The organism is Pseudolysinimonas yzui (assembly GCF_014653215.1).
GTDB classification, from domain to species: domain Bacteria; phylum Actinomycetota; class Actinomycetes; order Actinomycetales; family Microbacteriaceae; genus Pseudolysinimonas_A; species Pseudolysinimonas_A yzui.
This window is the reverse complement of the sequence record NZ_BNAI01000001.1, coordinates 447,410-460,441: the sequence shown is the minus strand read 5'-3', so window position 1 is coordinate 460,441 and position 13,032 is coordinate 447,410. Positions and strand designations below refer to the sequence as shown.

General features: G+C 68.9%; 17 protein-coding genes. 1 reads left to right on the top strand and 16 read right to left on the bottom strand.

Features of this window, described 5'->3' with window-relative positions; genetic code table 11:
- Nucleotides 1–4 precede the first annotated feature (4 nt).
- The 14 genes from IE173_RS02400 to IE173_RS02335 all read right to left on the bottom strand — a co-directional run bounded on the left by IE173_RS02400 (nt 5) and on the right by IE173_RS02335 (nt 11,181).
- Nucleotides 5–469, bottom strand: coding sequence for a hypothetical protein (locus tag IE173_RS02400; RefSeq protein ID WP_191281767.1), 465 nt, complete (start codon nt 467–469; stop codon nt 5–7).
- A 43-nt stretch (nt 470–512) separates the two neighbouring features.
- The gene (locus tag IE173_RS02395) at nt 513–1,256 is read right to left on the bottom strand and encodes a YaaA family protein (RefSeq protein WP_191281766.1); all 744 of its coding nucleotides are present in this window, start codon (nt 1,254–1,256) and stop codon (nt 513–515) included.
- A 17-nt stretch (nt 1,257–1,273) separates the two neighbouring features.
- Nucleotides 1,274–1,786, bottom strand: coding sequence for a P-loop nucleotide/nucleoside kinase family protein (locus tag IE173_RS02390; RefSeq protein ID WP_229841920.1), 513 nt, complete (start codon nt 1,784–1,786; stop codon nt 1,274–1,276).
- A 25-nt stretch (nt 1,787–1,811) separates the two neighbouring features.
- Nucleotides 1,812–2,084 (bottom strand): F0F1 ATP synthase subunit epsilon, encoded by a 273-nt coding sequence (locus IE173_RS02385; RefSeq protein ID WP_191281765.1) that lies wholly within the window; start codon nt 2,082–2,084, stop codon nt 1,812–1,814.
- Between the two features lie 2 nt (nt 2,085–2,086).
- Nucleotides 2,087–3,589: a F0F1 ATP synthase subunit beta gene (gene atpD, locus IE173_RS02380; RefSeq protein WP_229841828.1), complete on the bottom strand. Its 1,503-nt coding sequence runs from the start codon at nt 3,587–3,589 to the stop codon at nt 2,087–2,089.
- Between the two features lie 29 nt (nt 3,590–3,618).
- The gene (locus IE173_RS02375) at nt 3,619–4,515 is read right to left on the bottom strand and encodes a F0F1 ATP synthase subunit gamma (RefSeq protein ID WP_191281764.1); all 897 of its coding nucleotides are present in this window, start codon (nt 4,513–4,515) and stop codon (nt 3,619–3,621) included.
- Nucleotides 4,516–4,518: 3 nt separating this feature from the next.
- A complete protein-coding gene (gene atpA / locus IE173_RS02370) occupies nt 4,519–6,156 on the bottom strand; it encodes a F0F1 ATP synthase subunit alpha (protein WP_191281763.1) in 1,638 nt (545 codons plus the stop codon).
- Nucleotides 6,157–6,192: 36 nt separating this feature from the next.
- The gene (locus tag IE173_RS02365; protein WP_191281762.1) at nt 6,193–6,981 is read right to left on the bottom strand and encodes a F0F1 ATP synthase subunit delta; all 789 of its coding nucleotides are present in this window, start codon (nt 6,979–6,981) and stop codon (nt 6,193–6,195) included.
- Nucleotides 6,981–7,547 (bottom strand): F0F1 ATP synthase subunit B, encoded by a 567-nt coding sequence (locus IE173_RS02360; protein WP_191281761.1) that lies wholly within the window; start codon nt 7,545–7,547, stop codon nt 6,981–6,983. Before IE173_RS02360 ends, IE173_RS02365 begins: the two co-directional genes overlap by 1 nt.
- A gap of 30 nt (nt 7,548–7,577) precedes the next feature.
- Complete coding sequence (gene atpE, locus IE173_RS02355; protein WP_191281760.1) at nt 7,578–7,799, bottom strand: F0F1 ATP synthase subunit C; 222 nt, start codon at nt 7,797–7,799, stop codon at nt 7,578–7,580.
- Between the two features lie 42 nt (nt 7,800–7,841).
- The gene (gene atpB, locus IE173_RS02350) at nt 7,842–8,597 is read right to left on the bottom strand and encodes a F0F1 ATP synthase subunit A (protein ID WP_229841827.1); all 756 of its coding nucleotides are present in this window, start codon (nt 8,595–8,597) and stop codon (nt 7,842–7,844) included.
- 189 nt (nt 8,598–8,786) lie between these two features.
- Complete coding sequence (locus IE173_RS02345) at nt 8,787–9,230, bottom strand: hypothetical protein (protein WP_191281758.1); 444 nt, start codon at nt 9,228–9,230, stop codon at nt 8,787–8,789.
- On the bottom strand, nt 9,227–10,507 hold the full coding sequence (locus IE173_RS02340; RefSeq protein WP_191282443.1) for an MraY family glycosyltransferase: 1,281 nt from the start codon (nt 10,505–10,507) through the stop codon (nt 9,227–9,229). Before IE173_RS02340 ends, IE173_RS02345 begins: the two co-directional genes overlap by 4 nt.
- The gene (locus tag IE173_RS02335; RefSeq protein WP_191281757.1) at nt 10,504–11,181 is read right to left on the bottom strand and encodes an L-threonylcarbamoyladenylate synthase; all 678 of its coding nucleotides are present in this window, start codon (nt 11,179–11,181) and stop codon (nt 10,504–10,506) included. The genes IE173_RS02340 and IE173_RS02335 overlap by 4 nt, the downstream gene beginning before the upstream one ends.
- Before the next feature lie 67 nt (nt 11,182–11,248).
- Between IE173_RS02335 and IE173_RS02330 the strand changes: the two genes are divergently transcribed.
- Nucleotides 11,249–11,878, top strand: coding sequence for an HAD-IA family hydrolase (locus tag IE173_RS02330; protein ID WP_191281756.1), 630 nt, complete (start codon nt 11,249–11,251; stop codon nt 11,876–11,878).
- On the opposite strand, the gene IE173_RS02325 is transcribed toward IE173_RS02330, so the two are convergent.
- Both IE173_RS02325 and prmC read right to left on the bottom strand, forming a co-directional pair.
- Nucleotides 11,875–12,129 (bottom strand): PLDc N-terminal domain-containing protein, encoded by a 255-nt coding sequence (locus IE173_RS02325; protein WP_229841826.1) that lies wholly within the window; start codon nt 12,127–12,129, stop codon nt 11,875–11,877. The two genes, IE173_RS02330 and IE173_RS02325, sit on opposite strands and share 4 nt — an antisense overlap.
- Nucleotides 12,130–12,168: 39 nt before the next feature.
- Nucleotides 12,169–13,023: a peptide chain release factor N(5)-glutamine methyltransferase gene (gene prmC / locus IE173_RS02320; protein WP_191281755.1), complete on the bottom strand. Its 855-nt coding sequence runs from the start codon at nt 13,021–13,023 to the stop codon at nt 12,169–12,171.
- Nucleotides 13,024–13,032 lie beyond the last annotated feature (9 nt).

Here is a 13,032-nt window from a genome sequence, read left to right as displayed (position 1 = left end):
GGCGTCACCAGCCGCTCGCCGCCCACCAGGTGAGCAGGCCGACATCGGCGATCGCCGCCACAGCGAGAAGCAGCGCGATCACCACCCGCCGGCCTGACCGCGCGACGCGGGCACGCGCCCGCTCAAGCTGGGCCACCCTCGCCGCGACGAGAGCATCCTGCTCCCCGAGCAGCACGGGGACCGGGATGTCGTCGGCACGCGCCGGAACGGTCCCGCGCGCCGCGAACGCGATCGATCCGGCGATCAGGATGACCGCGGCCAGGAATGCCCAGAAGCCGAGCGACCCGGTCACGACCGGATCCCAGGCGACCCGCTCCCGGATCGCGAGATAGAGCGTGACGGCGCCGACGTCGAGGGTGAGCACCGCGAACGCCCGCGCCTCGAGCACCCCCTGCTGCGCCCGTACCGCGACGAGCTCGGAGTCGATCACCCCCACGGCATGCGACGGCGTCGCGTCCACCCGTTTCATGCGCACATCCTGGCAGATGCGATGTCACCCGGCGCGGGCAGGCTCAGACGACGAGGTCCAGCTCTCCGGGCGCGCCGGGTTCGAGCCGGATACCTTCCGCAGCCGCCCAGGCGAGCAGCGCGTCGACGTCGGGATGGTCGATCTCGGCGAGTAGCAGGCGGCGGGCGAACGCGCCCTTGCCCTTCTTGTTGAAGTGGTTGAGCGCGCGCTTGCGCCCCTCGCCGTCGTCGCTGACCACGCGGATGTACACCGCATCTGGGCGATCCGGGATCGGACCGAGCGCCGCGTAGCCTTCCGACCTCAGGTCGACCAGCAGACCCGTGCGGGCCGCGAGCGCCGCCGCGAGCGGGGTGCGCCAGATCGCGCCGAGCGTCGTTCCCGGCAGCCGGGAGTCGTGCGACAGCCGGTACGCCGGGATGAGGTCGAGGGCTCCGCTCAGCCCGAACAACGCCGAGCCGATCGCGAGGTGCCCGGCGGCGAAGGCGCGCGCGCTCGGCGGAAGGGATGCGGCATCCAGTTCGTCGAACAGCACCCCGTCGTATCTGTCGATCGCGGACATCGTCGGAGAGGTCGAGACGATGCGATTCCGGGCGGCCTCGGTCGCGCTCGACGGCCCGAGGCGCAGCATCCCGGCGGCGGCGGCGAGGTTGCGCGACAGTGCCTTCAGCGCGGACAGCGCCCGACGTCGAGCGCTCGTGAGTTCCGGGAACGAGAGGGCCGTGAGGTCGAGCGGCGGGCCGTCGCCGCCGACGCGCTTCGTCTCGGAGGGCGGGAGCAGGATCAGCACGAGCCGGGACCGCGGGCTCAGGACCGCACGAAGGCGGCGATCTGATCGACCAGCACCGGGACGGGGTGCACCGAGTCGACCGTGATCCGGGGGACGGCACCCGACTCGCCGCTCCAGGGCTCCCACTCGTCGAGGCTCTGCTCGACGGCGTGCCAGGTGGGTTCGGCGATGTGCGCGAGCTGGCGACCGCGTGCTTCGAGACGTGCGCGATGCACGTTCTCGTCGGAGCAGACCACCTCGACGAACCGGATCGGGATGCCGCGACGCGCGGCGAGCTTGACCCACTGCTCGCGCGCGGGCTCGACCGCGTTCACGGCATCGACGATGACCCCGCCGACGCTCGCGATGACCGATTCTGCGATCGTCTCGGCGACGAGGTACGCGGCGAGACCGGTCGGCTGGTCGGCGTCGATTCCCGCCGAGAGGATCGCCGACTCGATCGGATCGACCGACACCACCGGCAGACCGAGTGCCGTTGCCGACCCTTCGGCGACCGTGCTCTTGCCGCTACCGGGAAGCCCGGCCATCACGATGAGCAAGCGCCCCCCGATCGGGTCAGGAGACGAGGTGGGCGGTGCCGGCGACGATCGTCACGGTGTCGTTCTGCACCGAGAGGAACCCGTCGTCGGCGCTCGCGGTCACGACCGATCCGTCGAGAAGGGTCACCCGCACCTGGCCAGAGGCGAGAATCCCGAGCACCGGCTCGTGCCCGGCGAGGATGCCGATCTCGCCGATCGTGGTGCGCGCCACGACCTGCCGCGCCTCGCCCGACCACACCTCGTGGTCGGCCGCGACGACGCTGACAGCCAGTGACTTGACGTCGGCCATGCTCAGCCGTTCTGCTTCTGGATCTTCGCCCACTGCTCTTCGACCATGTCGATGCCGCCGACGTTGAAGAACGCCTGCTCGGCAACGTGGTCGAACTCGCCCTTGACGATCGCGTCGAACGACTCGACGGTCTCCTTGAGCGGAACGGTTGAACCCTCGACGCCGGTGAACTTGGTCGCCATGTAGGTGTTCTGCGAGAGGAACTGCTGGATGCGGCGCGCGCGCGACACCGTGATCTTGTCTTCCTCGGAGAGCTCGTCGACACCGAGGATCGCGATGATCTCCTGGAGTTCCTTGTTCTTCTGCAGAATCGCCTTGACGCTCGTCGCGACCCGGTAGTGGTCCTCACCCAGGTAGCGCGGGTCGAGGATGCGCGAGGTCGACGACAGCGGGTCGACGGCCGGGTAGAGACCGCGCGAAGCGATCTCACGCGAGAGCTCCGTCGTGGCGTCGAGGTGGGCGAAGGTGGTCGCCGGCGCCGGGTCGGTGTAGTCGTCGGCGGGGACGTAGATCGCCTGCAGCGAGGTGATCGAGTGGCCGCGCGTCGAGGTGATGCGCTCCTGGAGGATGCCCATCTCGTCGGCGAGGTTCGGCTGGTAGCCCACCGCGGAAGGCATGCGGCCGAGCAGCGTCGACACCTCGGAACCCGCCTGGGTGAAGCGGAAGATGTTGTCGATGAACAGCAGCACGTCCTGCTTCTGCACGTCGCGGAAGTACTCCGCCATCGTGAGGGCCGACAGGGCGACGCGCAGACGGGTTCCCGGCGGCTCGTCCATCTGGCCGAAGACGAGGGCGGTCTTGTCGAAGACGCCCGCCTCTTCCATCTCGTGGATGAGGTCGTTGCCCTCACGGGTGCGCTCACCGACACCGGCGAACACCGAGACACCACCGTGGTTGGCGGCGACGCGGTAGATCATCTCCTGGATGAGCACCGTCTTGCCGACGCCGGCGCCGCCGAAGAGGCCGATCTTTCCACCCTGCACGTACGGGGTGAGCAGGTCGATGACCTTGATGCCGGTCTCGAAGAGCTGCGTCTTGCTTTCGAGCTGGTCGAAGGCCGGGGGGCGACGGTGGATCGGCCAGCGCTCGGTGATCTCGATCTTCTCGCCGGGAGCGGCGTTGAGCACCTCGCCGATGACGTTGAACACCTTGCCCTTGGTGACGTCGCCGACGGGCACCGAGATCGGGTTGCCCGTGTCGCGCACCTCCTGGCCGCGCACCAGACCATCGGTCGGCTTGAGCGCGATGGCCCGCACCAGGTCGTCGCCGAGGTGCTGGGCGACCTCGAGCGTGAGCGTCACCGTCTCGCCGGCGAGGGTGATCTCGGTCTGCAGCGCGTTGTAGATCTCGGGGATCGCGTCGTGCGGGAACTCGATGTCGACGACGGGGCCGGTGACGCGGGCGATGCGTCCGACGCCGCCCGCGGCTTGCGTCGCGCGACCGCCGCTGGCGTGCTGTTCCGGCGCATCCTTCTTCGCGGGTGCCTTCTTGGTGGCTGTAGCCATCTCGTGTCCTCTTCCTAGAGCTTCTTCGTTTACTTCACGAGGGCGTCGGCGCCGCCGACGATCTCGGAGATCTGCTGGGTGATCTCCGACTGGCGGGCGTTGTTCGCCAGTCGGGTGTAGTCCTTGATGAGCTTGTCGGCGTTGTCGCTCGCCGACTTCATCGCTTTCTGCGTGGCGGCGTGCTTCGCGGCGGCCGACTGCAGCATCGCGTTGAAGATGCGGCTCTCGATGTAGACCGGAAGCAGCGCGTCGAGCACGTCGTCGGCGTCCGGCTCGAACTCGTAGAGCGGCAGCGCGACGTGCTCGGTGCCCGGGTCCTCGACGCCTTCGACGACCTCGAGGGGAAGCAGACGCACCGTCTCGGGGTCTTGAACGAGCATCGAGACGAAGCGGTTGTAGACGATGTGGATCTCATCCACGCCGCCTTCTTCGGTCGGCTGGATGAACTTCTCGACGATCGCCGCGGCGATCTCCTGCGCGGTGCCGAACTCCGGGTTGTCGGTTCCACCGGTCCAGTCCCGCTCGGAGGCCCGGCGGCGGAAGGCGAAGTACCCGACGGCCTTACGGCCGACCAGATAGTGCACGACCTCCTTGCCGTCGGCTTCGAGCCGCGTGCGCAGCTCGCTCGCCTCGCGGATGACCTGCGCGTTGAACGCGCCGGCCAGTCCGCGGTCGGAGGTGAACAGCACGATCGCGGCACGCGTGGGGTTCTCGGGCTCCGTCGTCAGAAGGTGATGGACGTTGGAGTAGGTGGCGACCGCCGAGACCGCACGGGTGACGGCCCGAGCGTAGGGGGCGGACGCGAGAACGCGCTGCTGCGCCTTCTGGATGCGCGACGCCGAGATCAGCTCCATGGCGCGAGTGATCTTCTTGGTGGTCTGGGCCGTCCGGATCTTCTGCCGGTAGACCCTCAGTTGGGCTCCCATGGGCTACCGGCGACTCTTCACGATCTTCTCCTGGTTGATTTCTTCCAGGGGGATCTCGTCGAACTGCTCGGAACCGGGGGCGTCGAGTGCGCGACCGTCGCCGGTCTGGAACTCGGTCTTGAACTTCTCGACGGCCTTCTCGAGCTCCGCCACCGTCTCGTCGCTCAGCACGTTCGTGTCGCGCAGCGTGTCGAGGATCTTGGTGTGGCGCTTGAGCGAGTCGAGCAGCTCGCGCTCGAAACGCAGAACATCGGGCACCGGCACCTCGTCGAGGTGGCCGTTCGTGCCGGCCCAGATCGAGACGACCTGCTCCTCGACCGGGTACGGCGAGTACTGCGGCTGACGCAGCAGCTCGGTGAGGCGTGCCCCACGAGCCAGCTGACGCCGCGACGTGGCGTCGAGGTCGGAGGCGAACATCGCGAACGCCTCGAGCGAACGGTACTGGGCCAGCTCGAGCTTCAGCGTTCCCGAGACCTTCTTGATGCTCTTCACCTGAGCGTCACCGCCGACGCGGGACACCGAGATGCCGACGTCGACAGCGGGGCGCTGGTTGGAGTTGAAGAGGTCGGACTGCAGGAAGATCTGGCCGTCGGTGATCGAGATCACGTTGGTCGGGATGTAGGCCGAGACGTCGTTGGCCTTGGTCTCGATGATCGGCAGACCGGTCATCGAGCCGGCGCCCAGCTCGTCGGAGAGCTTGGCGCAACGTTCGAGCAGACGCGAGTGCAGGTAGAAGACGTCACCCGGGTAGGCCTCACGTCCCGGCGGGCGACGCAGCAGCAGCGAGACGGCACGGTAGGCCTCGGCCTGCTTGGTCAGGTCGTCGAAGATGATCAGCACGTGCTTGCCGGCGTACATCCAGTGCTGGCCGATGGCCGAACCGGTGTACGGGGCGAGGTACTTGAAGCCGGCCGGGTCGGATGCGGGAGCCGCGACGATCGTCGTGTACTCCATCGCGCCGGCATCCTCGAGGGCGCCCTTCACGGCCGCGATCGTCGAACCCTTCTGACCGATCGCGACGTAGATGCAGCGCACCTGCTTGGTGGTGTCGCCGGAGTCCCAGTTGGCCTTCTGGTTGATGATCGTGTCGATCGCGATCGCGGTCTTGCCGGTCTGGCGGTCGCCGATGATGAGCTGACGCTGGCCACGGCCGACCGGGATCATCGCGTCGATGGCCTTGATGCCGGTCTGCATCGGCTCGTGCACGCTCTTGCGCGACATGACGCCGGGCGCCTGCAGTTCGAGGGCGCGACGGGTCTCGCTCTTGATCTCGCCGAGGCCGTCGATCGGGGTGCCGAGCGGGTCGACGACGCGACCGAGGTAGGCGTCGCCGACGGGAACCGAGAGCACCTCGCCCGTGCGGGTGACCTCCATGCCCTCCTCGATGCCGGTGAACTCACCGAGCACGATGACGCCGATCTCGTTCTCGTCGAGGTTCAGCGCGAGGCCGAGGGTGCCGTCGGCGAAGCGCAGCAGCTCGTTCGCCATCGCGCCCGGGAGGCCTTCGACGTGCGCGATGCCGTCCGCGGCGTCGACGACGGTTCCGACCTCGGTCTTCTTCGCGCCCGAGGGCTGGTAACCCGCAACGAAGTCTTTGAGGGCGCTACGGATCTCTTCGGGAGAGATGGTGATGTCTGCCATGAGGTTCCTTTGTGGAAGTGGTCTACGGTGCCGGGGTCAGCCGGCGAGTTGGAGTCGGAGGTCGGCGAGGCGGGCGGCGACGGTGCCGTCGATGACGTCTTCGCCGATCTGCACCCGCAGGCCGCCGATGACGGCCGGGTCGATCCGCAGGGCGATGCGCGGCTCGCGCCCGTACTGCGTCGTCAGGGTCGAGGTGAGCTTCTCGAGTTGCGCTGCGGAAAGCGGCGCTGCCGCCGTGACCGTTGCGACGATGCCGCCGGAGGCATCCGCCACCGTTTCGGCCGCCGACTGCAGCAGTTCGCCGATGCGGCGGCCCCGGGGGCTCTGCACCAGGTGGCGCACGATCGACACGGTTGCGGGGTTCGCCTTGGCGCCGAGCAGTCGCTCGACGAGCGCGGCCTTCTGCAGCGGGTCGCTCAGGGTGCTGCCGACCGCGAGTTCGAGCTCGTTGTCGCTCGTCACCGCCCGCGCGAACGCGAAGAGCTCCGACTCGATCGAGGCCTGCGGCGACGCCGCGGCGATCGCGCGTATGCCGATCTGCTCGATGCCGTCGATCAGCTCGTCGGAATCCGACCAGCGGGCCGTCGTGAGCCCCGACAGCAGGCGCGCGGTGACCGCATCGAGACTGCCGAAGATCTTGCCGATGAGCTTCGACTTCGCAGCCTCGTCGATCGACGGGTCGACGAGCGTCGACCGCAGTTGGGGCGAACCCGCGATGTCACGCCCGGCCGACAGCAGCTGCTCGCCGGTGGCGAGCGTGACGCCCTTCTCTCCGGCGAGAGCGGTGACGGCCGAAGCGAGCGCGGCGCGGGAAGCGGAACCCATCAGCGACCAGCCTGCGCCTTCTCGGACGCGGCGAGGTCGACCAGGAAGCGGTCGACGATGCCGGCGGCCTTCTTGTCGTCGCTCAGCGACTCACCGATGACACCCGACGCGAGGTCGAGGGCGAGCGAACCGACCTCGGTGCGCAGCGACGCGAGAGCGGCTGCCCGCTCGGCCTCGATCTGCACCTGGGCGTTCGCGACGATGCGCGCCGCGTCGGCCTGTGCCTGCTCGACGAGTCCGGCACGGATCTGCTTGGCGTCTTCGCGCGCCTCCTCGCGGATGCGACCGGCCTCGGTGCGCACCTCGGCGAGCTGTGCCAGGTACTTGTCCCGCGCAGCGTTGGCCTCGGCCTGCGCCTCGTCGGCGCGCTTGATGCCGCCCTCGATGGCGTCGACGCGAGCGGCGAGTGCTGCGTTGATGCGCGGCACGAAGCGCCACAGCATGAGGCCGAGGATCAGCGCGAAAGCGATCGAGCCCCAGATCAAGTCGGGCAGCGCGGGAAGCAGCAGCGACTGCGACTCCTCGCCCTCGGCTTCGACGGCGAGCACAGCGAATGCGGTCAGCATCCGGACTCCTTCAATTCGAGGGGGCGCAACTTACGGCGCGGGGAACGGGATGAAGGCGACACCGATGGCGATGAAGGCGAGAGCCTCGGTGAGCGCGATACCGATCCACATGAGGGTCTGGAGGCGCCCGGCCATCTCAGGCTGGCGGGCGACCGACTCGATCGTCTTGCCGACGATGATGCCGACGCCGACACCGGAGCCGATGGCGGCGAGACCGAAAGCAAGCGGGGCGAGCGTTCCGACGATGTTCACAGGGATTTCCTTTCGAGGTGGGGCAGAAACGTTCGACGAGCTCTAGTGCTCGTCGGCCAGCGCCAACTGGATGTAGATGGCGGTGAGGATCGTGAAGACGAAGGCCTGAAGCGCGGCGACGAAGATCTCGAGCGCCGTGAATGCGATGCCGAAGGCGAAGGTGCCGACGCCGAGGAGCCCGAGGGGGTTGCCCTGCTCGACGAGCACCGTCACGAAGAAGAAGTTCGTCGCGAGGAAGCACAGCACGAGCAGCATGTGCCCCGCGACCATGTTCATGGTGAGTCGGAGCGTCAGCGTGACCGGCCTGATGATGAACGTCGACAGCGCTTCGAGGATCGCGATGACCGGCACGATGAAGATCGGAACGCCCGGCAACACCGTCTGGTTCTTGAAGAACCTGAAGCCGTGGCGCCGCATGCCGGCGTAGATGAAGGTGAAGTAGGCGACCAGGGCCATGATGAGGGCCTGCCCGATGAGCCCGGTGCTGGCGATCTGCAGACCCGGGATGACGCCGGTGATGTTCAGCCCGAGGGTCAGGAAGAAGATCGTGAACAGCACCGGCATGAACCGGCGGCCGTCCTTCTCACCCAACGTCTCGATGATGATGTTGTTGCGCACGAAGCCGGTGATCGTCTCGAAGACCACCTGGCCCTTGGTCGGAACGACCTTGAGGTTGCGTGTCGCCACCCAGAAGATGACGGCGAGCACGACGACCACGAGCATCCGGATGAGCAGGATGCGGTTCATCTCGAACGGAGTGTTGAGGAACAGAATCGGCTCGGGGAAGAACTCTTCCACCGACGGCCCACAGAACTCACCCGGAGGGCACTCCGACATGGGAAGGATCGGAGTGAGGATTGAAGCTAACAGGGGCTTTCTCCTGAATCGGGCGCGACAACGCGGGCGATTTGTGGGGGGAAGGTCACCTTCACCCTATCAAGGAATTGAGTTGCCTCCGGCGCCCCCGGCGGCCCGCATCCGGACCGGTCACGCCCGAGGAGGATCGCCCGGCAGCACGACGTCGCTCGCGTAGGGGATGCGCGTGCGGACGAGGGCGACGATGTCGCCGACCAGGGTGCCGATCACCGCGGCGATGACCGCCCAGAAGAACACGACCGGGTCGACGGCATCCCAGGCGCGCATGAAGATCGCCGCGACGACGAAGGCGACGAGCTTGAGCACCCAGACCCCGAGCACGATCCCGAAGAACGCCGGGTTGCCGGGATCCCCCCGCGTGACCCGACCGGCGATCAGGATGCTGACGGCGGTGAGCCCGAGGAATACCGCGGAGAGTGCTGCCCCCGACAGTCCGCCGAGCAGGCCCGGCAGCCCGGAGGTCAGCCAGCCGATGGTGCCGGCGACGACCGCGACCGCCACCGCGACGATCGCGCCGTAGCGCAGGGCGCGGGTCATCAGGGCTGCGACGGTCATGCGGACGCCTCTTTCTCATGCAACCGCTCGAGGGCTCGTGCGGCCTCCGCGTCGGTGTGTTCCACGCCCACCGCGCTCGCCCCCGCCGCGGCGTCGAGCGGATCGAATTCGGCGACCCCGGCATCCGCCGCCAGATCCGCCGGAGCGCTCTGCACCGCCGCCTCGATCGCTTTGCGACGACTCAGCGGGGCGAGCGTCACGATCGTGCATACGACGAACCCGACGAGCATCACGATTCCGCCGATCAGCAGCCCGCGCCCGGGGATGAGGAACAGCAGCATGCCGACCGATGCGGCGGCGGTCCACGCGTAGAAGATCACGACGGCGTGAACGTGCGAGTGCCCCATGTCGAGCAGGCGATGATGCAGGTGATTGCGGTCGGCGCTGAACGGCGACTTGCCGGCGCGCAGCCGACGCAGCACCGCGAGGGTGAAGTCGGCGAGCGGCACGATGAGCACCGCGAGCGGCAGGATGACCGGGATGAGCGCCACAAGCCCCTCGCTCGCACTCGTCGGCACGGTCTGCCCGGCCAGGGCGACGGTCGACGTCGCCATCAGGAGTCCGACGAGCAGCGCTCCGCCATCCCCCATGAACAGCCGGGCCGGGCGATCGTCGCCGCGCCGCCAGTTCCACGGCAGGAACCCGAGGCAGGCGCCGATGAGCGCCGCGGTGATGAACTGCGCGAGGTTGAAGTAGTCGCTCTGCTCGGTCGGGCCGTACGACACGATGTAGCCGTAGACGAAGAACGCGGCACTCGCGACCGTCGCGACGCCGGCGACGAGCCCGTCGAGCCCGTCGATGAAGTTGACGGCGTTCATGACCAGCACGATCGCGAAGATCGTCACGAGCAGCGACATGTAGGGCGACAGCGGTGCGACGGTGCCCGGCAACGGCACCCAGCCGATCTGCACGCCCTGCCAGGCCAGCAGGCCCGCCGCCATGATCTGCCCGGCCAGCTTGGTGAACCAGTCGAGATCCCAGATGTCGTCGGCGACGCCGATGAGCACGATGAGCAGCGCGGCACCGAGCACCGCGAGCACCTGCTGCGGCTGGTTGAAGATGAGGGCGAGAGGGGGCAGCTGCGAACCGACCGCGAAGGCGATGACGATGCCGAGGAACAGCGCGATCCCGCCGAGACGCGGGGTGGGCCGGGTGTGCACGTCACGTGCGCGGATCTTCGGGTACAGGCGGTACTTGTGGCTGAGCTTCCAGATCGCCCACGAGGCGCCGAACGAGACGACCCCGGACACGAGCGCCACGAGGACGTAGAAGATTATGCGCAACGCTCGGCCCCCACGATCTCGATGATCGCGGCATCCGGGATGACGCCGTGACGCAGGATCCGCAGCTTGCCGTCGGGATGCTCCAGCGCCGTCGCATCGACGATCGTCGACCCGGTGCCGACCTGGGCATCGGGATACGCGGCGCCGACCTGACCGGCCTCGAGGTACACGGCGACCGCGTCACCGAGCGCGACCTCGGCCTCCGCGGCGGTCATCGCGGCGGGTTCGCCGGTGCGGTTCGCGCTCGAGACGGCGAGAGGCCCGGTCTCGGCGAGCAGTTCGAGCGCGATGCGCTGATCCGGCATCCGCACGGCGACGGTGCCCCGGGTCTCCCCCAGGTCCCACTCGAGGGTGGGTCGGGCCCGCAGCACCACGGTCAGCCCGCCCGGCCAGAACTGCGCGACCAGCGCGCGCACCTCGTCGGGGACGAACTCGGTGAGCGCGTCGAGGGTCGGGATGCCGGGAACCAGCACCGGCGGCGGCGCCGTGCGGTCGCGGCCCTTCGCCTCCAGCAACCGCTGCACGGCCGCCGGGGAGAACGCGTCGGCCGCAACGCCGTAGACGGTGTCGGTCGGGATCACCACCAGCTCCCCGCGCCCGATCGCAACGCGGGCGGAACGCATCCCGGTCAACAGTTCGTCGGGGACGCTCGTGTCGTACAGAGCCATGGCGCCCTCTACCCTACGGGGCGCGCGGTCAGCAGCACCTGCGACCGTCAGGGAGACTGGGAACATCATGGGTTTGCTCTTCGTCTTCGACATGGATGACGTCCTCTACGACTACGACTGGCGTCACCGGATGACCGGTCTCACCGCGCTGACGGGGCTCGACTTTCCCGAGCTGCGGCGCCGGTGGTGGCACGACGAGGGCGAATGGGCCGCGGAAGCGGGGCGCTGGCCCGACGGGGCGTCATACCTCGCGGACTGGTCGGCGGCGGTCGGCGCGAGCGTCACCGCCGAGGAGTGGCTCGCCAACCGGGCATCGGCGATGACGCCTCGCCCCGAGGCCCTCGCCGCCGTCGCGCGCGCGGCGGAACTCGGTCGGGTGACCTTGCTCACCAACAACGGACCGCTCGTCGGCGAGAACCTCACGACGCTCGCACCCGAGCTCGTGCCGTTGTTCGGCTCCGAGCATCTCAAGGCGTCGAGTCACTACGGCGCCCGCAAGCCCGACCCGCGGGTCTTCGAGGGGGTGTTGCGCGCCTACGACGAACCGGCCGAGCACACCTTCTTCGCCGACGACATGCCGATCAATGTCGAGGGCGCCCGCTCCGTCGGCATCACGGCGCACCTCTACCGCGACCCCGCCGCTCTGTTGAACGCGATCGAAGACTTCGCCGAGGGGCGTCGCGAGCTCGCGAGCTAGGGCGCCGTCGTGCGGATCTGCGCGGTGCGACCCGCGATGAACCAGCCGAGCGGCCCCAGCAGGGGCAAGGCGAAGATCACGACGACCCAGAGGAACTTGCCACCCCCGGTGTAGCGCTTCGACGCCAGCACCGAGATGAGCCCGGCGATGAACAGCACCAACTGGATCGCGGCGAGGATCCAGACGACGATGAGCCCGATCCAGGCGGCTCCGGTGTCCTCGATCACGTCTGCTCCGTTCCGGTCGAGCACCGTGCCGACCTCACGACCGACATCCTGGCAGAGGCGAGGTCAGCGCAGCGCGGTGGTCGCGCGGTCGCGGCCGAGGAGGTCGCGGGTCGTCGCGGCGGCGCGCCAGCCGTCGGCGTCGAGCAGAGCGCGGATGTCGGCGCCCTGGAGTTCCCCGTGTTCCAGCACCAGAGTGCCGCCGGGGCGCAGCAGACGCCACGCCGTCGCCGAGACGGCGCGCACGACATCCAGGCCGTCCGCTCCCCCGTAGAGCGCGGCCTCCGGGTCGTGCAGGCGCACCTCCGGGTCGCGCGGGATCGCACCGAGGGGGATGTACGGCGGGTTCGAGACGACGACATCGAGGGTTCCGTCGAGTTCGGGTAGCGCATCCGCCAGGTCGGCGAACACCAGGCGGAGGTTCGAGGCGCCCACCCGGGTGGCGTTCTCGCGAGTCCAGACGTAGGCGCGGGGCGAGTTCTCGACGGCGACGACCTCGGCGTGCGGCACCTCGGTCGCCAGTGCGAGGGCGATCGCCCCGCTGCCCGTGCCGAGGTCGGCGGCGCGCGGGGATCCCCCCGGAACGGCGAGCAGGGCGTCGATCGCGAGTTGCGCGACGAGCTCCGTCTCGGGTCGCGGCACGAACACCCCGGGGCCGACGGCGAGTTCGAGGGAGCGGAACGCGGCACGCCCGGTGAGATGCTGCAACGGCTCCCGGGCGGCGCGGCGTTCGACGAGTTCGAGCACCGCGTGGCGCTGTTCGGCATCGACCGAGGCGCCCGTCACGACCTGCGCCTGCACCTGCCCCCGCGAAACGCCGAGCACGTGGGCGACGAGCAGCTCGGCGTCGGCTTCCGGCGACGGCACGCGCGCCGTCGTCAGCACGGCGACGGCATGATCGAGAAGGGCGCGCAGGTTCACCGGAGCGAC